The sequence below is a fragment of the Caldithrix abyssi DSM 13497 genome (assembly GCF_001886815.1).
In the GTDB taxonomy this organism is placed as follows: Bacteria; Calditrichota; Calditrichia; order Calditrichales; family Calditrichaceae; genus Caldithrix; species Caldithrix abyssi.
In genome coordinates this window covers 513,182-537,778 of sequence record NZ_CP018099.1, presented here as the reverse complement: position 1 = coordinate 537,778, position 24,597 = coordinate 513,182, and the positions used below count along the sequence as shown (strand labels likewise).

19 protein-coding genes are annotated in these 24,597 nt (G+C 45.2%); 9 read left to right on the top strand and 10 right to left on the bottom strand.

Going from position 1 to position 24,597, the window contains the following annotated elements; translation table 11 throughout:
- Positions 1-204: 204 nt before the first annotated feature.
- The 3 genes from Cabys_RS02150 to Cabys_RS02140 all read right to left on the bottom strand — a co-directional run bounded on the left by Cabys_RS02150 (position 205) and on the right by Cabys_RS02140 (position 3,676).
- Positions 205-1,791, bottom strand: coding sequence for an IS1182 family transposase (locus tag Cabys_RS02150; protein WP_006928447.1), 1,587 nt, complete (start codon positions 1,789-1,791; stop codon positions 205-207).
- Positions 1,792-2,103: 312 nt separating this feature from the next.
- Positions 2,104-3,228 carry a tRNA 2-thiouridine(34) synthase MnmA gene (gene mnmA, locus Cabys_RS02145; protein WP_006928446.1) on the bottom strand — a complete coding sequence of 375 codons (1,125 nt, stop codon included), beginning with the start codon at positions 3,226-3,228 and terminating at the stop codon, positions 2,104-2,106.
- Between the two features lie 16 nt (positions 3,229-3,244).
- On the bottom strand, positions 3,245-3,676 hold the full coding sequence (locus Cabys_RS02140) for an ATP-binding protein (RefSeq protein WP_006928445.1): 432 nt from the start codon (positions 3,674-3,676) through the stop codon (positions 3,245-3,247).
- Between the two features lie 115 nt (positions 3,677-3,791).
- On the opposite strand from Cabys_RS02140, the gene Cabys_RS02135 reads away from it, so the two are divergent.
- Positions 3,792-4,181, top strand: coding sequence for a VanZ family protein (locus Cabys_RS02135; RefSeq protein ID WP_044281132.1), 390 nt, complete (start codon positions 3,792-3,794; stop codon positions 4,179-4,181).
- Here the strand turns inward: Cabys_RS02135 and Cabys_RS02130 are convergent.
- Positions 4,168-5,109 (bottom strand): endonuclease/exonuclease/phosphatase family protein, encoded by a 942-nt coding sequence (locus Cabys_RS02130; protein WP_006928443.1) that lies wholly within the window; start codon positions 5,107-5,109, stop codon positions 4,168-4,170. The genes Cabys_RS02135 and Cabys_RS02130 overlap by 14 nt on opposite strands.
- Before the next feature lie 174 nt (positions 5,110-5,283).
- Between Cabys_RS02130 and Cabys_RS02125 the strand changes: the two genes are divergently transcribed.
- On the top strand, positions 5,284-5,472 hold the full coding sequence (locus Cabys_RS02125) for a hypothetical protein (RefSeq protein WP_006928442.1): 189 nt from the start codon (positions 5,284-5,286) through the stop codon (positions 5,470-5,472).
- Positions 5,473-5,477: 5 nt separating this feature from the next.
- On the opposite strand, the gene Cabys_RS02120 is transcribed toward Cabys_RS02125, so the two are convergent.
- A complete protein-coding gene (locus Cabys_RS02120) occupies positions 5,478-5,789 on the bottom strand; it encodes a hypothetical protein (protein ID WP_150109269.1) in 312 nt (103 codons plus the stop codon).
- Positions 5,790-5,986: 197 nt separating this feature from the next.
- Here Cabys_RS02120 and Cabys_RS02115 point away from each other — a divergent pair, with 197 nt between their 5' ends.
- The 7 genes from Cabys_RS02115 (at position 5,987) to Cabys_RS02085 (ending at position 14,709) form a co-directional block, all read left to right on the top strand.
- The gene (locus Cabys_RS02115) at positions 5,987-6,928 is read left to right on the top strand and encodes a S66 peptidase family protein (RefSeq protein ID WP_006928440.1); all 942 of its coding nucleotides are present in this window, start codon (positions 5,987-5,989) and stop codon (positions 6,926-6,928) included.
- Positions 6,929-7,038: 110 nt separating this feature from the next.
- A complete protein-coding gene (locus Cabys_RS02110) occupies positions 7,039-8,073 on the top strand; it encodes a rod shape-determining protein (protein WP_006928439.1) in 1,035 nt (344 codons plus the stop codon).
- A 166-nt stretch (positions 8,074-8,239) separates the two neighbouring features.
- A complete protein-coding gene (gene mreC / locus Cabys_RS02105; RefSeq protein ID WP_006928438.1) occupies positions 8,240-9,049 on the top strand; it encodes a rod shape-determining protein MreC in 810 nt (269 codons plus the stop codon).
- Positions 9,033-9,521 carry a rod shape-determining protein MreD gene (gene mreD / locus Cabys_RS02100; protein ID WP_006928437.1) on the top strand — a complete coding sequence of 163 codons (489 nt, stop codon included), beginning with the start codon at positions 9,033-9,035 and terminating at the stop codon, positions 9,519-9,521. Before mreC ends, mreD begins: the two co-directional genes overlap by 17 nt.
- Positions 9,521-11,383, top strand: coding sequence for a penicillin-binding protein 2 (gene mrdA, locus Cabys_RS02095; RefSeq protein ID WP_006928436.1), 1,863 nt, complete (start codon positions 9,521-9,523; stop codon positions 11,381-11,383). The genes mreD and mrdA overlap by 1 nt, the downstream gene beginning before the upstream one ends.
- Position 11,384: 1 nt before the next feature.
- Complete coding sequence (gene rodA / locus Cabys_RS02090; protein WP_006928435.1) at positions 11,385-12,608, top strand: rod shape-determining protein RodA; 1,224 nt, start codon at positions 11,385-11,387, stop codon at positions 12,606-12,608.
- 271 nt (positions 12,609-12,879) lie between these two features.
- Positions 12,880-14,709, top strand: coding sequence for a tetratricopeptide repeat protein (locus Cabys_RS02085; RefSeq protein WP_169313641.1), 1,830 nt, complete (start codon positions 12,880-12,882; stop codon positions 14,707-14,709).
- 140 nt (positions 14,710-14,849) lie between these two features.
- Here Cabys_RS02085 and Cabys_RS02080 read toward each other — a convergent pair whose 3' ends face one another.
- From Cabys_RS02080 to Cabys_RS02060, 5 genes are all read right to left on the bottom strand, one after another.
- Complete coding sequence (locus tag Cabys_RS02080; protein ID WP_006928433.1) at positions 14,850-16,646, bottom strand: IS1634 family transposase; 1,797 nt, start codon at positions 16,644-16,646, stop codon at positions 14,850-14,852.
- A 245-nt stretch (positions 16,647-16,891) separates the two neighbouring features.
- The gene (locus Cabys_RS02075) at positions 16,892-19,150 is read right to left on the bottom strand and encodes an IS4 family transposase (RefSeq protein WP_006928432.1); all 2,259 of its coding nucleotides are present in this window, start codon (positions 19,148-19,150) and stop codon (positions 16,892-16,894) included.
- Between the two features lie 198 nt (positions 19,151-19,348).
- Positions 19,349-21,784, bottom strand: a complete 2,436-nt coding sequence (locus tag Cabys_RS02070) for a M14 family zinc carboxypeptidase (RefSeq protein ID WP_006928431.1) — start codon at positions 21,782-21,784, stop codon at positions 19,349-19,351.
- 1 nt (position 21,785) lies between these two features.
- Positions 21,786-22,694, bottom strand: coding sequence for an N-acetylmuramoyl-L-alanine amidase-like domain-containing protein (locus Cabys_RS02065; RefSeq protein ID WP_006928430.1), 909 nt, complete (start codon positions 22,692-22,694; stop codon positions 21,786-21,788).
- On the bottom strand, positions 22,694-24,505 hold the full coding sequence (locus Cabys_RS02060; RefSeq protein WP_081475043.1) for a M14 family metallopeptidase: 1,812 nt from the start codon (positions 24,503-24,505) through the stop codon (positions 22,694-22,696). Before Cabys_RS02060 ends, Cabys_RS02065 begins: the two co-directional genes overlap by 1 nt.
- Positions 24,506-24,597: the final 92 nt, after the last annotated feature.

Genomic DNA, 24,597 nt, shown 5'->3' with positions numbered 1-24,597 from the left:
CAGCGCAATTTACCCGAGGCTGCCCCAAAAGTCAAAGACAATGTATGAGTTCAGTATAATAACCACGAATTTCACGAATGGGCACGAATATTTTTTATGTAATTTAAATAAAAACAATAGACCAATTAAATGAAATTAGAATACTTCCTTCGTAGAATCTAGTCCCGCCCTGGAGGCTGTTGCATGGGGGGGAGGAATTAATGCTTATATTCTCCGATATTGATAATTTTTTCTCATTCTTAAGCGTTGGGCAAAATATAGAATTAAAAACGCCAAAATATTCTTTGAAAATAAAATTAATAGATCATCTTTTTCTTGTGATGCTGTTATAAACGCTGCTAAACGTTTCCCTAACATATTTTTAAATAGAACATTAATATTATGCCCAATACACATTAACGTAAATTCACTACGAACATTATTAAGACCAGATAAGGAAAATCCACGATAGCCTAAATTATGCTTCAAGTTACCAAAAACAGGTTCAACTGTCACCGAACGCTTTTTTAGTCGTTCCTGCGCCGCTGAAGTTTGTAACTTTTTCGCCATACGTTCGCAATAACTCTCATTAACTGAACGATGGATTTGCTTAACTTTCTTTTTACTGGAAATGCATAAATTAATTAAGGGACAGTCCTGACAATCATTGGAACGATATACGATCCGTTCGCTATTCCTCTCAACTGGAAAAAGCTTCTTACCCGTCGGACATTCATAGTAATCTCCCTGTTCATGATACACAAAATCACTTCGTTTTAGTTTTCTTTCTTCTTTTTGCAATTCTTCCTTGGAGGTTGGTGTCTCCTTTATCGAACGATTGGATAACTGGGGATCGGCTATTACGGCATCAATCTGCTTTTCTTCCAATTCTTTTAGGTCTGTGCTATTGTGATAACCGGAATCGGCCGTGTAAGATCGCTTATCATCTGAACCAAGATTCTTCTCTACTTGTTCTTGAATCGGTATGAATTGACCCTGGTCGTTGGGCTGGCTTACCACTTCATGGGCTACAATTAAATGACTGGACATATCTACGCCTAATTGTGCGTTATAACCCGGCCCATCCACCGAAGGCATCATGCGGGCATCCGGCTCTTTTACATTTATTTGATGTCTTGAACGATGTTCTGATTTGAGCTGTTTCTTACGCTCTTTCAATTGGGCTTTACGTTCTAATATCTCTTTCTCTAAGCGCTCAAGCCGTTCTTTCTCCGCTCGAAGAGTTTCTAAATCTAATTCATCCGTGGCCCCCTGTTCTACAAAATTACAGCGCTGCATGTATTGCTTGATCTCTGCTCTTAACTTCTCTATACGTTTGTCTAATTGATCCTCAGTGTAGCCATGACGCTTACTGCTGTGCGCTTTGATTTTCGTGCCATCTATGGCTATCTGGTTGAAACTACTTATGCCTTCGGCCTGGGCAATTAAAAGTATCTCTACAAAATATTGGTCTAATAAATCCAAATGTGCCTTGCGAAAACGACTTAATGTACTATGATCCGGATGCTGATTCCCAGTGATATAAATGTAGCGCGTATCAAATTTACACAATTCCTCCAGCTTACGGGTGCTGGTAATGCCGTTACTATAAGCATAAAACCATAAGGCAAGCATCATGTCTGGGGCATAAGAATCACCGCCTTGCGAACTATAACGGGAATAAAGTGCACTTAAATCAAGGCGCGAAACCAACTCCACTACAAATCGACTCTTTGGATCGTCTCTGGCAAAATCTTCCACACTATAGCCAAAGAGATTCATTTGTGAGCGATTATAAGTAATAAAACTCATGGAATTCCTTTGTTATTACTTGTTTTATCTGTCGCCCAGAATTTACAAATTTTTTGAATTTTACTCAAACTGAATTTGCAACAGCCTCCCTGGCGGGATTCGAAAGTTTTTGTGCTGTTTTAAAAACTCATCCCCCGGGGCGTCAATCTTGCCGGCATGATGAGTTTTTTACTTACATGTTGAATAATTGGTTTTATTTTTTCTTTGCGTACTTTGTGACTTCTTTGTGCTCTTTGCGGTTAGTTTTGGTTGCGGCTACGCTGCCTTAGTATTTTGCTTTTGATGTTTAGGCTTGTGTTGTCCGGGGAACGACTATTCTTCCGTCGCTCGTTTAAAAGATTCAATAATTCCGCCGCCCAGCACTTTTTCGCCGTCGTAAAACACGGCAGATTGCCCCGGCGTAACCGCTTTTTGCGGCGCGTCAAATACCACGCGCACCCGTTCGCCTTCCATGGAATAAATGGTGGCCGGCGCGGCCGGAGATTTGTACCGTATTTTCACCAGGCATTTTACCCCACCGCGAGCGTGCGGAATGCTGATAAAATTAACCGACCGGGCGATCAGTTCTGTAGAGTAGAGATGCTTTTCGTCGCCGATCACCACTCGGTTATGCTGCGGATCGGTTTCCACAACGTACATGGGTTTCCCAAAGCCCCTGCCCAGCCCTCTGCGCTGACCAATGGTAAAAAAGGGGTATCCCTTGTGCTGCCCTACGGTTTCCCCGTCAACCGTCACCAGCTCCCCATCTTTCACCTTCTCTTCCAGTCCATCCACAACCTGGGTTAAAAATCGTCGGTAATCGTTATCCGGCACGAAACAGATTTCCATGCTCTCTTTTTTAGTGGCCGTTTTTAAACCGTACTTTTCGGCAATGTCCCGCACTTCGGGCTTGGTTAACTCGCCCAGAGGGAACAACGTTCTGGCCAGGCTGGATTGCTTAATCCCCCACAGAGCATAGGATTGATCCTTCTCTTTGTACTTTCCCTGCCACAGCTCGTAGCGCTGTGTTTGCGCATTGTACACCACACGTGCGTAATGTCCTGTGGCAATGTAATCGGCGCCCAGCTCCTGTGCCCGCTCGATCAGCGTTTGCCACTTGATTTTGGTATTGCACAGAACACACGGATTGGGCGTTTTGCCTTCCAGATACTCGGTGATAAAATTATCCACCACGCTTTCGTGAAATTCCCGGCTAAAATTCAACACATAATGAGGAATGCCGATTTTAGCGCACACCTGACGGGCGTCGTTAATCGAATCCAGCGAACAGCAACCGCTTTCATGATTTACGTTGCCGCCCACCAGTTCGTAATCCCACAACTTCATGGTGATGCCAATGCAATGGTACCCCTGTTCCTTGAGGAGCAGGGCGGCCACCGAGCTATCGACCCCGCCGCTCATGGCAACCACCACCGTTTTTTGCTGAATGTCTGTCATCTATGTAAAAAAATCCTTAATTCAACTGTGAAAATTTTTTAAAGATAATGACTTCGCTTCCTGTAGGCGAAGTATGGTAACTAATCTTATCAACTAATTGTTCAACCAAAAATAATCCCCGACCGCTCGTTTTCATGATATTTTCTTCGGCAAGGGGATCGCGTACATTCTCGCGCCTGAAGCCCCCGCCCTCATCCTGTACCGAAATTTGTAGTCCCTTGCTTAACACTTTAAAGGTAACGACGATCTTTTTTGATTCATCGTCGCGATTACCGTGATGCAAGGCATTATTAAACAACTCCGTAATCGCAATCGAAAGATCGTCCCGGTCGTCTTCATTAAAATGCAACTCTTCCGAGATTTTGGTTGTCAACTGTTCGATCCTGGGCAAATATTTGACATGGCTCGGAAATACGACCCGGTATTCCCCTTTTTTTAATAATCCCATTCATTGTTCCCCTGTTGTAAAATACCAATTTAGAAACGCGCTACAACGATGTCAAAAGAAATTGATTTTACTCGTCAGGATTGCTATGTTTGTCCCTGATAAAAATGAGGCGAGCATGAACGGAAATAGACTTAACGCGCATTTACCCTGGATTTTATTGATGATTTTAATTACCATCCAATCTTCGATGAGCGGCTTTAAAATGCCGCCCCTTGGCCTTCAGATCGAAGACAAACTGATGCATTTTTTTGTATTCGGGATTTTGGGATGGTTATTGATACGCGGCATGTCGCTGGAAACACAGCCATGGCTTCACAAAAACCGCGTGCTGGTTACGCTGGTCATCGCCATCTTATTTGCCATTAGCGATGAATGGCACCAATCCCTTAACCTTCAACGAGATGCCGATATTTTAGATTTGCTGGCCGACATCCTTGGCATTTTCTACTTCACCTATCTTTTTAAGCGCAAACAGAACAAAATGCGCGCCGTCAATTCCCACTAAGGTTCAACCGGAATCCGTTAAAACGAGCAAATACCGGTCGATGATCGGAGACGTTTGAAGGGTACGAAAGGTATTGCTGATCCAGGTACAAAACGCGACACTCGCCCGCTCCATATTCTGCTTCGGCGTCCTTTGTAATCATAATATGATCGATCAGGCTTCGGTAGGTGTATGAAATGTAAGAATATTGATTGCTTAAGCCCAGGGTTAAAAAGGTGAACGTCTGCGGATCGTTGAGCATTGCCAGAAATACATTGGTGCTCTCCGGATCGCTTAAAACATCGTTCCAGTCGCCCAGCACAACAAAATCGGGATCGGCTCCCCTGGCAATTTCGTTTTTAATATATTGTGAAAGATCGTTTATCGCCTCTTTGCGGCGCGCTTCATTTTCGCTGCCGCCGCTGGCTTTCAGATGCAGGACAATGATGTTAAAATCGAACTTAACGCTGTCCAGATCCTTCACCTGCACATAGGCCTGAAGCGGGGGACGCGGAAAGGCGTACCAGTCGTTTTCAAAAATATTCTTAATGCCGGAAACCGAAATAAAATCGGATTTGTACAAAATTCCTGTTTTTTGATACGTCCCGCTGCTGTACACGTCATTAGACAAAACGCCCTTCCAGCCGGGCATTTGATCCAGAAGATCGTTAAACGAACGGATGCTGGCAATCTCCTGCACGCCAATCAGATCGATATCCAGGTCTTTGATTATTTGAGCCACGTCGTTCACCGTTTGCGTTCCGGCTTTGGGAAAATTCTCAATATTCCAGGTGGCAATTTCAAAACGATCCGTCAGCCCCAAACGATCAACCAGCACCGTGCTGTCGGGTAAAGTAGTACCATTATCGGCATCGCTGTCAACGACTCTTTTATTACATTGAACAAAGATTAAAAACAGACTTAAACTAATCGCATACCACGTTCTCATAAAAATCCTTTATATTTTTTCGTGAAAGATCAATTTACAAATTTCTTACCGTGAATGACAACTTAGTTTTTTGTGATCCATCCCCCAATTTTTGCCCATTTTTGTTTTTGCGCTTTACTTTACCGTATAACGGCCGAATATTTGAGCATGAAACAAAAGCCGGGAGAAAGCCCTATGGCCACCTTTTCAAAATCCAATAAAGAGGCGAAATCATTAAAAGAAAAAAGGGATGTCCTTAAAAAGGGTTCCTTGCCATCCAAAGACAAAAGGGAAACACGGTTCGCTCTTCACTGTGAATTAAACATCGACGAAGTGATCAACCAGACCATCAACCATCACATCGGCATGGGCGCCATCATTTAAGCGCATTATTCGTAATAATAAACCTTGCACCCGCAGCCGTCCCACATATCTTCATAGATTTTCATGCGGGCCATGACAAAATCTCGGGCCTGCAGCTCCGTAGCAAAGCGACGCGCCAAAAACTCGCCTTTATCGGATTTTTCCTGAACAACGTAGCTCTCGCCGCACTGCAGGAGTCTTATTTTATCTGCAACCATGGTATCGTGCTCAACCACAAGTCTGCAATGGTCTAACAACCACTGCACCTGTTCCGGCGTGATTGCCAGGTACTTGACCTTTTCCAATTGCTGCAACAGTTCTTCCATTGCTATCTCCATTCTGTTTTTTGCTTTAGATACTGCGCGGCCAATGAGGTTACATTTTATTTTATGATTGCCCAGCCATCCCCCTTGCTTTCCTACATGTTCGGAGTTCGCAAACAAAAAATTCAACTTTTTTCGATTCCGCCCATAGAAACACTGGCATTAAATTTTACGATGGCTTAACTTTGTAAAAAACAGTGAGGTTTGACAAAATGAGATATTTTTCAGCCATTCAAAAGAACGCCACCATTGGCGTGCTGGCGCCGGCCTTTCCTCCTGACGCGGCGCGCCTGGAAAAAGGAATCCAGTATCTGGAATCGATGGGCTTCAACGTCAAAAGAGGGAAAAGTTTAAGCGCCGCTCACATGTATTTTAGCGGTTCGGATAGCCTGCGCGTTAAAGACATTGAAACCTTTTTTGCCGACCCTGAAGTTGACATGATTGTCTGCGCCCGCGGCGGCTGGGGGGCGCTGCGCATTCTGGATCAGCTTGATTACGAACTGATAGGTCAAAATCCAAAACCCTTTGTCGGTTATTCCGACGTAACCACTCTTCAGCTTGCTTTTTGGGCTAAAAGCCGTGTGCCGGCTTTTTCCGGGCCCATGGTCGCCGTGGAAATGGGCAGCGGCATCGATCCCTTTACCGAACGGCATTTCTGGGGGCAAGTTTTTAACGACGATCCCTGGTACGAATTTTCATTCGCCAGAGAAAACGTGGAACTCTGGCAGGCGGGGCGGGCTTCCGGCCGGCTGATTGGTGGCTGTCTTTCCATGCTGGCCCACCAACTGGGCACGCCTTTTATGCCGGATTTGACCAATGCCATTTTGTTTTTAGAAGACGTGGGCGAGGCGCCGTACAAAATTGATCGATATCTTGCCCAGCTGAAACAGGCTGGGATTTTCGATCGGCTGTCCGCCTTGATTCTGGGAGAGTTTATTGATTGTGTGGATGACTCCACTTCCAGAAAGGAAGTTTCGGTAGAAGACGTGCTGCATGATTACTTCGACAACACGCCCTATCCGGTGCTTTACCGATTTCCCTATGGTCATGGAATGCGAAAATTTACCATGCCCATCGGCGTTAAAGCGGAACTAAATACCGAACAAAAAGTTTTGAAACTACAGAATCCGTTTGATAAACATTTAAGTAAATAAAATTTTTGTCGAATGGGCAGATGATTAGTTTGCTTGTCTGTAGTGTTTTTAGTAACTTTAAGCTTTTTAAGAAATTAGACACATGAATTTTAGGAGCAGGGAGCTTCGATATGGGATTTTCATTTTTTGACTTTTTTTCTTCTGATATTGGAATAGATTTAGGGACGGCCAATACGCTCATTTATGTAAAAGGCAAAGGGATTGTTGTAAACGAGCCATCGGTAATTGCCCTGGAAGAAAACAGCGATCGCGTGGTCGCCGTGGGCAACGAAGCCCGGCAGATGTTGGGGCGCACACATCAGGACATTATTACCATTCGCCCTTTGAAGGACGGCGTGATTGCCGATTTTGAAGCCAATGAAATTATGATTCGCGAATTCATCAAAAAGGCCAATGTAAACCGCATGATGCTGGGCAAAATTCTGGTTTGCGTTCCTTCGGGCATTACCGAGGTTGAAAAACGGGCGGTGCGCGATGCCGCCGAACGCGCCGGCGCCCGGCAGGTGGATCTGGTTGCCGAAGCCATGGCCTCTGCCATTGGCGTTGGGCTGGATATCGACGAACCCGTGGGCAATATGATTGTCGATATTGGCGGAGGCACTTCCGAAATAGCGGTAATCTCTCTTAGCGGTATTGTTACGCACACCTCCATTCGCATTGCCGGCGATGAAATGAACCAGTCGATTATTCAACATTTCAAAAAAAATCACAACCTTTTAATCGGGGAAAAAACGGCTGAAGAGATCAAGTGCACCATCGGATCGGCCGCCCCACTGGAAGAAGAGGTAACCACAGAGGTTAAAGGACGCGACCTGATCAATGGCATTCCCAAAACCATTGAAGTTAGCTCCGTCGAAATCCGCGAAGCGCTCAATGATGCGATTAATGCCATTGTGGAAGCGGTCAAACTTTCGCTGGAACGTACGCCTCCCGAACTGGCAGCCGATATTCTGGACAGAGGGATTATTTTAACCGGCGGCGGTTCGTTGTTGAGGAATCTGGATGTCCGCTTACGGGAAGAGACTTCCATGGCCATTCATGTGGCAGACGACCCATTAACCTGCGTGGCGCGCGGTTGCGGTAAAATTCTTGACACGCCCGAACAATATGAAAAGGTGCTGTTAAGACAAAAGCGGCCGTTCTAAAAAGATCGAAAAGCCCTGCAATCGTTTACCGTTACAACCGAACGGTAAATAAGGGGAAACCGGCAACCTGAAAAGCGTTATTAATTATGGGTGACTTTAAGGTTGCGCGGCGGAAATGAATTTTCAAGGGGTTAGGATAATAATTTAAAAAGTTGATTGATGTTCCGTGAATATATTCAGTTCATTTTTTATCAGAAATAAAGAAGGCCTGACGCTATTCTTTTATTTGCTGCTTTCGTTTTTGTTTATGACCACCAGCGACCGGGCGCTTGTTGAGGGGCTTCGTCGCGTTTCTGTGCAGACCATCGGTCGAATAGAATCCACGGTATCCATCTTCCGCTCTTACTTTAATCTTTACGAAAAAAATTCCGAATTGCGCCGGCAGAACACGTTGCTCTCTTTTGAAAATTTTCAGCTACAGGAAGCATTACTGGAGAACATCCGTCTTAAAAAATTCTTAAAGATCAGCTACCAGTTCAAGTACAAACTCATCCCGGCCAAAGTCATCGGCTACAGCCCGCACGAAATAGTAACCGGTTTTCGGATTATTGCCAAAGGCATAACCGAAAAGCACAAAGGCGCCGCCGTAATGACGGTGGGCGGACTGGTGGGCCGCGTTGTGGAGACCTCGCCGCCCTTTGCCATTTGCCAGATTTTACTGGATCCCACCTCGCGCGTCAGCGTGCGTATTCAGCGTAATCGCGAAGTAGGCGTAGTTAGCTGGGATGGCGAAAACGGGCTACAGCTAAACTATATTCCCAACACCATAGAGGTTTTACCGGGCGACATTATCTTCACTTCCGGATTAAGCCAGATTTACCCGCCGAACATCAAAGTTGGCGTAGTTACTGCCATCGAAAAAAATCCCAATGAAATGTTTCAAAAAATACGCGTAAAACCCAGCGTGAACTTTGGCGCCCTGGAAGAAGTTTTCATCGTTGAAATGGAGCCGTCGGTAGATGAAGCACGAAAATAAATGGTTTCTGGTTTTACTTTTGCTCTTTGGAGTTCCGGCCATTCTGGCCCAGGCGCTAATCGTGCCGTTGCTGCGCATTAACATCTGGCAGCCGGACGTGGTGCTGTGTATTGTGCTGCTGCTCTCTAAACGTTTCGGCGCCATGCACGGCAGCACATCGGGTTTTTTCCTGGGGCTATTGCAAGACGCTCTCACCGGCTTACCCGTGGGCATGTCCGCCTTCCCGAAAGCTTTTGTCGGCTATCTTGCCGGGAAATTTCATGGTCAGCACATCAAAGGCCTTTTCATGGATCTTTGGTTCGTGCTGTTCATTCTCATTCATGAAATTATCTTCTACATTTTTCTGGGCATTAAAGCGGAACTAAACATCACCGAAATCCTTATCACGCGCGCACTACCGGACGTCATTTACACCATGATCGCCTTATTGGTAATCAATCTGTTTGTTAAAAAATATCTGAGCGAAGAGTGATGAGATATTTTGACCAGACGCAGCGTTCCCGTAGGTTTTTGATTTCAGCAACGTTTTTGGTCATCAGTTTTTTCATTTTACTGCTCGGATTTTTTAACCTGCAGGTGCTGCATCGTCAATATTATCTGGACATTTCCATTCACAACGTCATTCGGCAGGTCAAGATTAATCCGGTCAGAGGCTTGATTCTGGACCGGGACGGCGACATTTTAGTGGACAACCGCCCTTCTTTTTCGGCCGCCTTAATTCGCGCGCACACCGCCGACAGCACCATCAACAGAGTAGCCCATTTTTTAGGAATGAACGTCAATGATATAAAAGCTCGCCTGCGGAAAAGCCCCCGATTTGCCCCCACCATCATCCGCAGAGACCTTGACGAGCAAACGCGTACCCTGCTGGAAGAGAATCAATATTTTTTACCGGGATTCGAACTCATCCTTGATTTTAAGCGCTATTATCCGCAAGAAATCAATTCGCCCCATATATTCGGTTACATTGGCGAAGTAAATGAGAGAGAACAGAAACAGGATCCGCGTTACGAGCTGGGCGATATGATTGGCAAAGCCGGTTTGGAACGCTACTACGATATTGAGCTGCGGGGCATTAAAGGCGTAAGATATGTACGGGTTGACGCCAGCGGCAAGATGCTTGGCGATTACGATCCGGAACTCAATGTGCCGGCCATTCACGGCAGCGACCTTTACCTGACGCTCGATTACGACCTGCAAAAATTCGCTGAAAGCCTGATGATCGACCGACGGGGTTCGCTGGTGGCCATTGATGTGCGAACCGGTGGCATACTGGCCCTGGTGAGCAAACCCGATTACGACATTCGGGCGTTGAGCGGAAAGATTGACGCCGATGTATGGAAGGCTTTAATCGAAGATAAAGCGCATCCGCTTTATAGCCGCTCCATTCAAAGCGCCTATCCGCCGGGTTCTACTTACAAAATTGTGGCGGCGATTGCAGCTCTGCAAGAAAACATCATCACCCCTTCCTGGAAGGCCTATTGCCCCGGTTATTTTCGTCTGGGCCGAAAAGTTATCCGCTGCTGGAATCCTAAAGGCCACGGCGAGCTCGATTTGTACGGCGCCATCAAAAACAGTTGTAATGTCTATTTTTACCAGCTCGGTTTAAAAATCGGCCTGGAAACCTGGTCTAAATACAGCAAAATTCTGGGCTTCGGCCAAAAAACCGGCATCGATTTGCCTAACGAAAACGCCGGACTGGTGCCCACCATTCAATATTTTAATCGCATTTACGGGGAAAATGGCTGGACCAGGGGAAATCTGGCCAACCTGGCCATCGGTCAGGGCGAGCTTTTGACCACGCCCCTGCAAATTGCGCAATTTGTCATGATTCTGGCCAATCGCGGGGTGTACTACCGTCCCCATCTGGTCGATCACCTTTACAACTACCAGACGCACAAAACCATTTATTTCCCCACGGAATCCAGAGTGGTTTCGGAAGTTTCCAGCGAAGTGTTCGACATTGTGCGCGAGGGGATGCATCAGGTGGTCAACGGCGGCACCGGCTGGCTGGGTAAAGTGCCCGGCATCGATATGGCCGGCAAAACGGGCACCTCGCAAAATCCGCACGGCGAACCGCACGCCTGGTTTATGGCCTTTGCGCCCTATTCCCATCCAGAAGTGGCCATTGCGGTTATTGTTGAAAACGGAGGAAGCGGAGGCGGAGTGGCCGCGCCCATTGCCCGCAAGTTTCTGGAAATGTATTTTTACAACCGGTTAATACCCAGGCCTGTGATCAAAAAAGATACCCTGCAGGTTGAAGAAGGGATTAACCCTCTGCCCATAGACAGCCTGGCGCCTACTCCCATACTCAGGATACCGGAGATACATTAACATGGCACAAATTTACGATCATTTGAAAAAAATAGACTGGTTTATCTTTTTGCCCGTACTGTTATTAATTGGCATCGGGCTGATCACCATTTTTAGCGCCACCTATTACTCTGCGGCCGATCAAAGGTATTTTACCAAACAACTGGTTTACGCTTTTGTTGGCGTTTTTTTAATGCTGGCCATCAATTTTATGCCTTACAAGCTCATCCAGAAAAGCAGTTATTTCTTTTATCTATTGGCTCTGCTGAGTTTGGTTATGGTATTGTTTTTGGGAGTCAAAGGGTACGGCGCCGAACGCTGGTTAAAAATCGGCCCCATTCGCCTGCAACCTTCGGAATTCGCCAAAATCGCCACGGTTTTAGCCGTCGCCCGCTATTTGTCGCTGAACGGCAGAAAAGTCAATCAATTAAAGCATCTATTTGTAGTCTTTTTACTCGTTTTGCTGCCTTTTGCGTTAATTGTCAAACAGCCTGATCTGGGAACGTCTCTGGTATTTTTAGCGCTGATTATTCCCATGTTGTATCTGGCTGGTGTTTCCTGGTTTGTTTTGTTTGTGCTCATCCCGCCGCTGATTACGATGCTCGCCTCTTTTAACATTTATGCTTATGTGATCTGGTTGTTTGTGATTTTTTTAATCCTGATTTTTACGAACCAGAAACTATATTTAAAAATTTTTGTTTTTTTACAACATCTTGCCGTGGGCAGCATTACCCCGCTTTTGTGGAATTCATTAAAAGCATATCAGAAAAAACGGATTTTAACCTTCATTCAGCCCGAAAACGATCCGCAAGGCGCCGGTTATCAGATCATTCAAAGCAAGGTAGCCATTGGTTCCGGCGGCATCTGGGGTAAGGGGTTTTTGCAGGGATCGCAGTCGCAGCTAAACTTTTTGCCGGCGCACCACACCGACTTTATCTTTTCGGTTTTGGGTGAAGAATGGGGATTTTTTGGAATTACGATTGTCCTGTTTATCTTTTTATTCTTATTTCTGTATCTATTGTGGCTGGCTCACTCCGTTAAATCCGATTACTCCCGCCTGACAATCGTGGGCATTACCACCATTTTAGCGTTTCATACCATGATTAACATTGGAATGACCATTGGTTTTGCTCCGGTAACAGGACTGCCGTTACCATTTTTAAGCTATGGCGGATCATTTTTATTAACGGTGTGTGTTGCCATGGGAATTACTTTAAACTTTTCACGGAACAAATTTAGTATTTAGCGCACAGAAATGTGCAATTTATTTTTTTATTTTTTATCTTTATCTTTAAATTTTGGAGGTAGAAGGCATTACTGTTAAATTTTATAGAATGTAGTTTACCAAGAAAAATCGGCATTAATTCCAAACTTGATCCCGGTAGTCACAAATTTAAAGAACAATAACTGGTAATTAAAAAAAAGGAGCCATATTTTTAATCCTGATTAAAATTGTTCAAATTTATGCCGAAAACAAAAAGATGGAAAAGCAAAAATTACAGGAATATTATTTAATTATGATGAGAAGAATAACAATATCGGTTTTAATCCTTTTCATATTGGCAGGCTCTATTTTAGCTCAGGATAAAAGGAAAATTGCGCTTTTACCTTTTTTTAATGAAAAACCCAGTAGCCGCAATAGCTGGATGGCCTTTGGGCTGGAATATTACCTGAGAAATAAATTGAGCGTACTTTCCGGTTTTTACCTGCCAGAAAAGAAAGTGCTAAAAAAAGTGCTGGATGAAGTCGGCTTTGGTAAAGCGCCTTTAAACGAACAGATGATCTATCGTATCGGGCGCTATGCTAATGTGGAAATGACGGTATCGGGCTCTTTTTTTGTAGAAAACAACCTTATCACGCTCAAAATACTTTACAGCAACGCCTATAACGGTACGCCCATTCTTTCCAGTCAGTTCAGGCAGCCGGTGGATAAATTTTTTGAACTGGGCAACCAGGTCATCGAGCAATTAATTTCCTTAACCGGAATTCCGGTTAGCGCCACCGAAAAACGTCTACTCTCTTTTACTCTTACCAATTCTGTAAGCGCCTTTGAATCCTTTATCCGGGCTTACATGGAAAACAGTAAACCCAATGCGCGTATTGAAAAAGTAACCGGCCTGTTCCGGCAGGCCATTCAAAAAGACCCGGAGTTCTGGGAAGCCTATTACAATTTGGGCATCGTCTATTTTAACGCCCAGAAATACACAAAAGCCCTGGAGCAATTCAATAAAGTCATTAATGCCCTGCCTAATTTTTCCAAGCCCTACTATGGACGGGGGCTCATTTTTATTAAACAGGGAGCATACGACAAGGCTTTAAAAGATTTTGAACGCGTTAAAGAATTAAATCCCAATGATTACCAGGCCTATTACTACATCGGGCGTGTTTTACGCAAACAAAAGAAATTTGTCGAAGCGGAAAAAGCGCTGAAAAAAGCATCGGAAATCAACCCCGATTTTGCCCCCACTTTTTTTGAATGGGGGAATATCTACTACGATAAAAAAAACTTCCGCAAAGCCATTGAGTATTATCGCAACGCGGCGGAACTGAATCCGAAAAACTCCGAATACCATTTACGTCTGGGTGATTGCTACTACCGCTCTCAAATATTTTACAGCGCTCTGAACGAACTGAACAAATCGATTGAATTACAACCAGACAATCCGTACGCTTATTTCTTAAAAGGCTTAACCATTTATAAACAGGCCGTCATCGAAGAACTCATTTCCGCTTTTCTGGAATTGCTGGACGCTCAGAACCAGTCAAACGCCGACCTGGTTAAGGTAAACAAACCCCGGCGCCGGAACTCTGATATTACAATGGATCCCATTAAGAAAAAACAGGTCTATCTGGATATGGCCATCGCTTTTACCAACGCCGTAAAATATAAACCGGACTTTAAAGAAGCGATCTTTAACCTGGCTCTTACCTACCATGAAATGGGAAGTTATGATCTTGCTGAAAAATACTATATTCTGGTTCTGACCTTAGACGATTCTTTGTTACGCGTTTATCTCAAATTAGCGGAACTTTACACCGAAATCGGGAAAAAAGACCTGGCGCTGGAACAATATCGTAAAATATTTTATTTGAATCCGGCTTACATTGTAAAGCATCCTTCGTTGGGGCCGGAGTTTCGCTATTTAAACATTCTGGATAAGTTTAAAAAAGAACTGGAAGAAACGTTACAGAAAAACCCCAACGATGTGCGGGCCAATCTGGTTTTGGCCAAAGTTTTTGAAGCACAGGGCAATTACGGCAAAGCGGCCAATCTGGCGCGCAGAGTCCTTGCCTTCAATCCGCAAAACAAAGAAGCCCAAAAACTGCTGAAATCCATTTCTCAGTAAAATGTTAGTTGACTTGGCTGGCAAAAATTTTGTGCAGTTTTAGAATAGTTCCTTAAAAAGATCTAGCCCATCTTGAACACTAAAACGGTTTAAGTTATTTAAAAACAACATGTCGTTCTTTTTTATTACCACTACAATATTTAAATTCTTATCTTTTTCATACCTAATGGCTTGGGCTTGATCTTAAATGCCTGCGCCATTAAATAATGGATCGCCTCCGGTTCGGTCGTATCTCTTATAACTAATAAATCTCCTTTCTGCGTTTTCATCTCCACGCTTACTCGCTGCTGTACGGAAAGTAATTCACGAATGGTTGTCCAGCGATGATAAACGCCTGCATCATGTAATTGTTTTTGAAGACTTATCAATACATGAAAGGCTAAAATCGAAATGAAAATATGCCCTTCAATGCGTTTATCCTTCTGGTGAAAATTAGGCCTTAAGCCTAATTCACTCTTCAACGAGCGAAATCCATCCTCCACATCCGTTAAACTGATGTAGAGCTGCCAAATCTCACGATCCGTTAAATCCAGACGACTCGTCCGTAAATAATACGTGCCGGAAAATCGATCATCCATCTTTTGCTCATCTTTTATCTTCCAGCTGATCTCTGTCACGATACCATTGTGATGCTCAACCGTAATATCATAAAAATAGGCCACCTTTGCATGACGTTCCTTTATGCGGCCAATGCGTTCTAAAACCTTGGGATATTTCTTCGTGCCTCGTTTCTTGTGCAAACTCTCCGCCGCATATTTCAACTCCGCCTCAAAGCGCTGCTGATGAAATTGTCGAATGGCTTCCTCTTTCTTTTGCCTTGAGGCGCTGCGACAGTATAAATAAAGCTCTTTATCCTTACGGTAAAGATAGGCTTCCACTTTATGGCGTTGATCGTGATTAATCTCTTTAAAAGCATTTTCTTCGATCTCGATTTCCGGTTTACTGCGTGAGACAACCAGATAGTCGTGTCCACGCTTTGTGATCAGTTGCAAGTTCTCTTCTGTGGCAATCCCGGCATCTAAAATAATCAATTTCCTGACTTTGCCGCCTATCGTATCCAGAATTTTAGACAAAGTCTCTGGTTCGGAAACATTGCCAGAGAAAAGACGACTCTCCTTGGGGAATCCATCCTCATCCAATACCAGGCCTAAAGTAACCAGGGGCATATCGTGACGCTTATCTTTACTACGTCCGCGAGCCTTGAGTTCACTGGTACGGCTACTCTCAAAATACGTATTGGTTAAATCGTACAGGATGATCTTTTCCTGCAAGGAAAATAACAGACGCTCTTGCTCTACTAAACCATTCTCGATTTTGTCCTTATGTTCTAATAATTGATCCGTAATTCGATAAAGTTTATTGTGAGAAAGTCTTGAAAGGTCTAACTCTAAAAGCTCATCGATGGCGCTTTGCTTTTTGACCCAGCGTAAGGTCGCCCATTCGCTTGAGGGGTGCACCAGGCGCCCAACGATCAACAGTTCGGCCAGTTTAATATCCTTCTCCTTAAAGCCCAGCTTTTTTAAAAGTTCATTGAACTTAAGCTTTCTTAACATCATCAAACTGATGTATTCGCCTCCTATACTGCTAGCATCTCTGAATTTGACAGAGCCCGTAAAAATGGTCTCGGTTTCCTGTGGGCTTTCTTTTTTTTCTACCTTTTCTTGTTTTAGTTTGTTTTGAATTAAAAGCGAGGCATAGCGCTGGGCTAATTGTTCAATTTGCTCATCCACTTCGATCAGTGAAGTTTGTCCGCTTATGATCTCTTCGATGCGATTGGCAAGTGTTTTCCATTGGTCTTTAGGAATGGTAAGCTTGCCCAGGTTGAGCAATTTTCTTTGTCTTGGGCCTTTTTCAGTACGATAGGATTCGACCAATTGATGGTAAACGAAGGTTTTATCGTACCCTTTATTCTTTTTTGTGACTTCTTTAATAAACATGTTCAAATATAATCATATCAGTCAATTAAGTCAAGGGGGAAACCAATATAGTATGGGGCACTACAACGACATCTCGAAAACTCGATCCAAAAAAACCAATAACTTACAAAAACCGAAGGTGGAAATTTGGTGATTTGGGCTTAAATTTTGTTCAAGATGGGATAGGTAAAAGCTTACAGTAGCCCTCACCCCCTTTCCCCCTCTCCCGATTTTCGCTGACCTTTACCCACACATAGCACCGTGGGTTATGGGCCGTCTCGGCTTGAAGTAAAAATAATATACATCTCGGTTGCCGTATCTAATCGCTGTATCCCTCGCCAGAGCGTTACTGTGCCAGGCTCGCCATCACTCTTTCTGCCTAAATGGCCTCCGATCTGACCTACCATACGGATGGCTTCTCGTAAACTCATCGGCTCCTCCGGCGCTATGGGCGTCTTATGCACATAGCAATACAACGCTTTCCATTCCTCTTCTTTGAAAAATACGCTCGCCGGCGAATCCGGTACTTCACGACCCAACATGGTCATATGATAAATGCGCCAGGCTACTACCATATCGACGGCTAAGGCCGTCTCTAAACGATCCGCACTACCTAATTGGCGATCCTTTATGCGACAGCCGCTCTTTAAGGTTCGATGATATATCTCTATACCCCAACGACGCGTGTACCACTGCACTCTTTGATAAGCTTCAGAAAAATTATCTACCGAGACCGTGGTCAATAACATCCACTCTATTGGGCTCTTAATATCAGGTGGTGGATTAATCTCTCGGATATAAACAGCCCAGACCTTTATTGGATCAGAGGACGAAAATCGTTTCGGAGGCTCTAAATCTATCGACGAATAACGCAAAGACATCTGGGCTTCACGCGCCCTGATATTGCCCCTTCGAGGTACATGAATTTGAAATTGACCGCGCTCTTCTTGACTGGACATGTAATCCCACAGATCGATTCCGGCCACTTTGCGATTGCGGCGCTTGCCCACGCGTACCAAAAGACCAGCCTTGCTATCTTTCCTTTGAGCTTCATGAAATAATTCGTAGATATCCGCCTCGCGATCGCCAATGCTTACGATAAGCGTCTCCGGACATAACTTAGCTATCTCGTTGACCCGGCGATAACTACGTAACCATTTCATACTCTCTTTTTGCTCAATGGGTAATTCCTTACGACGACGCGTCTTGCCTCGATCCTTCGGATCACGAGCCCATACCTGGGCATCCAATACGCCTAACGGCGTGCCATCCTCACTAAAGGCCAATGTATCATGTAAAATCAAGCCAATGCTCTGGTGATCTAAATGGCTTGTCGGCCCCAAGTCTTTGGTCATGGGATGCGTGCTGTAGTCTAAAATGGTCGTGTCCTGAGGCGCTAAAACCACCTTGTGTTCTTTTATGCGATCTATCGTCGCCTCGGTATGTGCATCTAAAATAATATCCATGGTTACCTTCTCGTTTTGAAAAAATCGATAGGCGCCCATCGTGCGCGCCTTACCACCACAGGCCTCCGGTATGTTGGCCTGCGGCTTGTTGTAAAAATCATCCGCAATGGCGTACAAACGCTGTTTGAGACGATTGTCATATAAGCGAATGCTGCCAAATTCCCGCTCCGCCCAATTCGATGAGTCTTTGATTAATCGTCCATGGCCTAAACCGTCCGCACTCTCCTGACATAAAATCTTTCGCCAGTTCCTTTGCAATGGATAAAGAAATACCTTTTTGGCGATACCGTCACGACGACCGCTGGTATTTCCTACATAAAGCCAGTTGGAAGCCAGGTAACCGATGCCTTTGAAAACACTAGAATCCACATAACTTTCTACCAAAACCGGGCGATAACCATAACGACTCTCCCAATCGGTTCCAATACGCTGCAAGGCTTTACTCAACAGAAATGAAGCCAGATTCTTGACCTTAACCGTAGGTACGATCAAAAAACGATCATTACTGATCACATACTGGATATTCTCCCTTCGCGCCTTTTCGCTCCAGCCAATATAGGCATCCCTGGCTCGTAACTTATAAGTCGCTGAACTAAAGCCTAAAGCGCCAATATAGCCATACTTCTCGCTTTTTACAATATAGCGAATCTGAGCGCCACAAAGTTTTGCGCTTTTAAGGTAATGGAAATTCTCTATTAACTGAAACCATGCGCGCGAATCCTTGCTGTAGCGGCTTTTGATCGGCTCGATTACAATTTCGCCCAAAACCGATAAATGGCCTTCAATGGAGGCGATTGGAACATCAAGCTTACGCTTTTTCTTTTTTTCAAAAGCATAGCTTTTTTTTCTTTCTGGTAATTTTATTAAACCTCGTCGATCCAGCTCTAGCAAGGCTTTACGGCAGCTCATCTCCTGCAGTTTACCATTGGGAGATTTCCAGTCCATCAGTTCGCATACCTCTCGCGATAATTTCCTGCGAGATATCTGCGGCTGCCGGGCAATGATCGCATTAATACTCTTAAGTATTGGTTCGCTAAAAATTTTCCCATATATTTGCATGTAGAAAATTTAACAAATTATTCCCCCTGTGTCAAGTGTGTGCCAGGTCCAGCGATTTTCGGGAGAGGGGGAATTAAAGGGGGTGAGGGAAAGAAAAACTTTATAAAAATACATTTTCTTTGACTTTTGGGACAGCCCCTATAATCATTTCATCCCTGCGGGATTTTAAAAAAACCCCTCATTCTTTCCCGCCGCACTCTATTTTAAAAGAAGCGCCTTTCTTATCTGATTCTGGTTTTCCGTTTTTAACTGAATAAAATACAAACCGCTGGCCAATCCGCTGGCATCAAAGCGTAGCGTGTGCCGACCGGCTTTTTGCACTTTGTTAACCAGCACGGCAATTTTTTGTCCTTTAACATCGAAAACATTTAGTTGCACAAAAGCGCCACGCGGCAAATAATAACGCAAAGTGGTAACGGCGTTAAATGGATTGGGAAAAGCCGGCGACAGATAAGCCGTTTTTGCCGTTAAACCTCCCTGATCTGCAACGGAAGAAGGCAGCGTATTGTAAGCCAGCACCTGAATATTGTCCAGACGCCAGCCGTCTTTAGCCTCGCCGCCATCGCTTTGTAATCGAAAACGCAAAAACAGCCTGTCAGCCGTCTGATAATCGGTGATGTCAATCCATTCCCACTTCCAGAAGCTGGTAAAACCGTCGTAGCCAAAATCGCCCGAAGCCTGCTGCCCTTTGCCAGAAGCCGGTTGCATGCTGGAAGTTTGCAACGTTTCCCAGTTTACAGAATCCGTGGAAATCTGCACCGTGGCAAAATCAAACCCCCTTTCCACATTCCAGCGCGTTAAATAGCTTAAATAAATACGATCCGCTGTCGGCAGTTGCAGGGCATCTTTGAGCGTTAAACGGTTATTGGCGTTATTTTCATACAGTTTATCGGGGCTGTCGCTAAAAACTGTGTTCCCGCTATTCAGAGCGTCGTTTTCCAGCCCCCATTCTTCGCCGGTGTGCCAGTTTTCCAGACCGTTTTCGGCATTGTCCATAAAAACCACCAGCGGCGTACCCACCACCAGATAACCGAGCGTATCAATCAAAGTGTAGCCATCCATCGTGTAATTTAGCGTCAACACGGCCTTGCTGCCCTCAGCCAGATTTTCATCAATGCCCAACAAAAAGGTATCGTTAACCGTGCTATGCGCCGGAAAGCTGGCATGCACAATGCCTGATGCGCTATTGACGGGCTGAATCTCTGCAAGATCGCTGCCGATTGCCACGGAAATATTTTGCCCGTTGCTCAGGCCGATATTCTTACTCTGGCAAACGATTTTTATCTGTTCTCCCGGCTCCGCAAATCCATTGCCATTGTCGTCAAAAATGATCTGAAACGAACGGGCCCGGGGGTACGCCCCGGCCAGCCAGGTAAGGTTGAGGTTCGATTTTAGATTTTCTTCGCAAAGGGGAACAATGCGGCTCTGATCCGGCCAGAAGCCGTCGCTATCGTCGCCGACCTCCGGGGTTAAGGCGAAAATTTTCGCCTTTTCCGACTGCTCGCCGTACATCCAGTCGTCTGCGTCGCCATTGGCGTTGTAATTAATCGTTTGATTGCAGTTGCCAAAGCCATAACGGTTTTGAGACGTCAACAGATCGCCGTATTCCATGTAAGTAATCGAATCTGGCGTTAAGGCGGCAATATACGACCAGGGGTAGATCAGCACATTGGAGTAGGTGTGATAATTCAACACACATTTGATATTACGACTGTTAATAAAATCGCGGATGGCCTGAGTTTCCGGCTCGGAAAACGGCGCGCTTCCGCGGTAGGTATCGCTAAAAGGATAGGGACTGGAACCGGCATCGTCGTAGCCCCACTGGTAACCGTAGTTGCGATTCAAATCAATCCCGTACCAGCTCTGAACCGGACGGCGATTTTTGCGCCACTGGCCGCCGCCATCCGGATTGGTTTGCTCGTTGTAAACATACCCATCAGGATTGACCACCGGCACAAAGTAAATTTCGCGGTGATCGATTAAATAGGTGACCTGCGCATCCACGCCGTATTGTTCCAGAATATAATCCATAAAATACATCAACGTCATTAAGCCGCCCGGCTCACGAGCGTGATGCAGCGCCGTAAAAAACACCTCCGGCTCCTCTTCATCCACATCCGGATTGTCCGAGATTTTCACCATCCACAGATCCCGGTTTTCTATGGACTTACCGATCGATTGTTTAGCCGTTATCAGATGCGGATAATTCAGGCGCATGGAATCCAGTTCGTTTACGACTTCGTCAAAAGTGTAATAGCCGCCAATGCTGCCGTATTCGAAACCGGCCGGCAAATCCTCGCGCACCAGGCTCGCGGCGTTGATCTGCTTTTGCCGCGCCAAAAAGTCCTGAACCACATCCGCAATGAGCACTTTAAAACTCAAACCGGATTGTTTTAAAATTTCCATTTCCGAACTATTGACAACCGTCTTAAAGCGCAAACCTTCCGCCGACTTTTCCAGAATTTTAATATGATCGAAAATGAGTCCTGCGGCAGCCAGCGTTTCGAATGAAGATGTTTTATCCAAAAACACTTCGACTTCGGAATAAGTGCGCGCAGATTGCGCGGGAAAATCTGCGTAAACCAGCCCGGCTAAAAGCCAAAAGCTGATTAACAAAATAGCGAAACGAAACAATCTATTTGCCTCCCCTTCTCAACTTGTTTTTTAGACCGGCAATTTCCCAGGGCTTAATGATTTTTCCCGGGGTGTTTAACTCATCGCGCACGCGCATGACCGCCAGACCGATGTACCGATCTTTGTATTTTGTGTTGAGCTGTTCAACCCAGGTATCATACGCCGTGTCAAAGGTGCTCATGCCTCTGGTGGTCGATTCGCGCACAACCTGCTGGCCGTTGTTATCCATAATCATCACCATGTGCGCCGAAAAAATATCATCCTTGTTATTGAAAATTAAAGCGCAAATATCACCGTTTTTCAATCGCTCCTTAACCTTGATTAAATCCTGCAAAGGGATGTAATCAATGGTTAATTTACGATCCGGTAACACGTCAATCGTATCGCTAATGCCTTTGCCGGCAAAAAACTTGCGGTGCGAAATCGTTCGCGTAACCTTACGCGTGAGCGCTCCGCCCACTTTGCGGGTAACATCCTGCAACAGCCAGCTATTTTGCGGCAGCCAGTCGGCCATGGTGTAGTGGTTACGCGTCTTCATACCGATCAGCCCATCCCGGTAGCGGATTTGCTGCAGATTGTTAAAGAAATTATCCCAGTAATCCGAAATGGACAACGCGAGCACGTGTTCGCAATAGGACATGCAATTGGTTTCCTTAAAATTGACCAGCGGCCAGGCTTCGTAAAGGGCATAGGGGCCGTCTCCCACGCAATGCAGGTTGTAGGGCATCCCCAGAAAGTATTCAGAAAAGAGATTCATCTTTTCGGTAATGGTCAGGGGCTTTTTACTAATTTCCCGCAGAACGGAGTCGATTTCCTGGTGGCTCATCTGGTAAAATTTTTTAGAAACGGACTGAGCGTTGGCTATTGTAAACACAAAAGCAACCGAAATGATGATTAAAATCAGGCGCATTAATTAACTCCTTTCAAAAGATGGTTTAGTAACTGTGCATCTGTAATTTTTCCTACAGGATAGATGTCTTTAAAACGATCCCAATAAGGGGAATGGCGGTAAAACCAATTTAAAATGGCGCGCGGATTGCGGGCAAAAGCAGAATCGGCCTGCATTTTTTCCTGAAACCGGGCGCGCAGTTGGTCATCTTCTGCCAGCATCTTGCGGGCCAGCGCTTCCATAACGTAGGACTCCGCGTATTCTTTTTTTTCGAAAATGGCGTTAAAAAAGCCCCAGCGAACAAACGAATCCGGCGCATCCGGTTCAAAAATGTGGGCGATTACGCGCGCCGTTCGCTGCTTTACAGGAACAATTACCGAACCTTTATAATAAATCCGTTTAAAGCGCATCGGCTCGCTTTTAAATCGAACCATTTGCCGTCCCTCGTAAGGCGACGAAGCAAACTTTACTTCTTTAAAACGATATGTTTCCAGATTCAATTCCATATCCTGCGAAAGCTCAAAATAAGTAATGCCGTGCAGCGCCAGACGGTCAATAACTGTTTTCCATTCCACCGGTACCAGATAGGCCAGCGGCAGATTGACCACGCGCTCCGGCACAAAAAAATCATAAAACGGAATGCGGAAGGTTTTTGGCCGCGCATTGTCATATCGGTACCAGAGGCCGCCGCTCACATCGCTTTTTAGCGTTTGATATTCAAATCCAAGGAAATCAATCATCGTACTGTCTCCGGTTCGACGAAAGGTAAGCGGAAAGGGGCGCGCCAGAAAGTCCGCATCTAACGTAGCCCGATCGGCCTGTTTGATTAACCGTCTGAGAGGGCCTTGAAAATCGTTCATAAGATCGAACAGCGTCTCCAACATATGGTAAGTGGCGTTCACGCGCGTGCGGTAATCTTTAAGCATGTGGTTTTCGATCAAAAGACCGGGGCGATTGTGCAAAAGCGTGTAGCCGTTAGAAAAACGAGGGGATGGCACCCAGTTGAGCATGCCGCTTTTAGGATCGTGGTGATTTTTAAACATGACGTATTGAATAATTGGCAGATTATTTTCTTGCATGGCGTGTTCCAGCGCCGGGATGAAGCGCGATTTCAAAAATTGATTTAATCCGCTGTCCAATACGCCATGCGTATCCATATTGTAGGTTACAACATACTGATAATCGGCGCCATCGGTAACATGAATATCCACAAAAAAATCGGGCAGCCAGCGGTTGAATAGTTTAAGCCAGGCCTGCATTTCGACTGCATCGGCCTTAAGATGATCCCGATTCAGGTTCAGGTTAACCGCGGTCGTCCGCCAGCCCATTTCCTGCGGACCGTTCTGATTAATACGATTGTAAGGGCCGCTGCGTTCGTGGCCGTCCACATTAAAAATGGGGATGAACAATAAAACCACGTGGTCCAACAGTGAGGCATGTTTTTTGTGCACAACCAGATCGCGCAAAAAGATGAATCCTGCATCTTTGCCATCAATCTCTCCGGCATGAATGCCCGCCTGAATCAGCACCACCAATTTCTGCTCTCGATTGATGGCTTGCGGATCGAAGCGGCCGTCCTTGTTCACAATCAACAGCGGCAAATCACGCCCCTGTGCGCTTTTTCCGAAAGAGATAAATTGAATCCACGGAGAGAAATCGGCCAATTTTTCACAAAAAGCCATGGTTTGCGCGTAATCGGGCGTGGCTTTAAATTGAGATTTTTCACAATATGTTTGCCAGTCGTCCGCGCGGGCCTGTCCCAAAAAACGAACGCTCATTATTAATAAAAAGATTAAAATAATGCGCAACATAAATACCGATCTTTTCTTCATCTTAGAGCCCAATTTAATCAAAAAGCGCTTCAAATGCACGAAACGGTAGTTGACATTTTTTACAATTTGCTTTTTTTTATTTTAACTCTTAG

Bases quoted from the DNA above. Each gene is read 5' to 3' on its own strand.
- Cabys_RS02065 (WP_006928430.1), bottom strand. From the start codon at position 22,694: ATGCGCCTGATTTTAATCATCATTTCGGTTGCTTTTGTGTTTACAATA.
- mnmA (WP_006928446.1), bottom strand. From the start codon at position 3,228: ATGACAGACATTCAGCAAAAAACGGTGGTGGTTGCCATGAGCGGCGGG.
- Cabys_RS02060 (WP_081475043.1), bottom strand. From the start codon at position 24,505: ATGAAGAAAAGATCGGTATTTATGTTGCGCATTATTTTAATCTTTTTA.
- rodA (WP_006928435.1), top strand. From the start codon at position 11,385: ATGGCACAAATTTACGATCATTTGAAAAAAATAGACTGGTTTATCTTT.
- mrdA (WP_006928436.1), top strand. From the start codon at position 9,521: ATGAGATATTTTGACCAGACGCAGCGTTCCCGTAGGTTTTTGATTTCA.
- Cabys_RS02125 (WP_006928442.1), top strand. From the start codon at position 5,284: ATGGCCACCTTTTCAAAATCCAATAAAGAGGCGAAATCATTAAAAGAA.
- Cabys_RS02080 (WP_006928433.1), bottom strand. From the start codon at position 16,646: ATGTTTATTAAAGAAGTCACAAAAAAGAATAAAGGGTACGATAAAACC.
- Cabys_RS02150 (WP_006928447.1), bottom strand. From the start codon at position 1,791: ATGAGTTTTATTACTTATAATCGCTCACAAATGAATCTCTTTGGCTAT.
- Cabys_RS02130 (WP_006928443.1), bottom strand. From the start codon at position 5,109: ATGAGAACGTGGTATGCGATTAGTTTAAGTCTGTTTTTAATCTTTGTT.
- Cabys_RS02110 (WP_006928439.1), top strand. From the start codon at position 7,039: ATGGGATTTTCATTTTTTGACTTTTTTTCTTCTGATATTGGAATAGAT.
- Cabys_RS02135 (WP_044281132.1), top strand. From the start codon at position 3,792: ATGAACGGAAATAGACTTAACGCGCATTTACCCTGGATTTTATTGATG.
- Cabys_RS02120 (WP_150109269.1), bottom strand. From the start codon at position 5,789: ATGGAGATAGCAATGGAAGAACTGTTGCAGCAATTGGAAAAGGTCAAG.
- Cabys_RS02140 (WP_006928445.1), bottom strand. From the start codon at position 3,676: ATGGGATTATTAAAAAAAGGGGAATACCGGGTCGTATTTCCGAGCCAT.
- Cabys_RS02075 (WP_006928432.1), bottom strand. From the start codon at position 19,150: ATGCAAATATATGGGAAAATTTTTAGCGAACCAATACTTAAGAGTATT.
- Cabys_RS02115 (WP_006928440.1), top strand. From the start codon at position 5,987: ATGAGATATTTTTCAGCCATTCAAAAGAACGCCACCATTGGCGTGCTG.
- mreD (WP_006928437.1), top strand. From the start codon at position 9,033: ATGAAGCACGAAAATAAATGGTTTCTGGTTTTACTTTTGCTCTTTGGA.
- Cabys_RS02085 (WP_169313641.1), top strand. From the start codon at position 12,880: ATGATGAGAAGAATAACAATATCGGTTTTAATCCTTTTCATATTGGCA.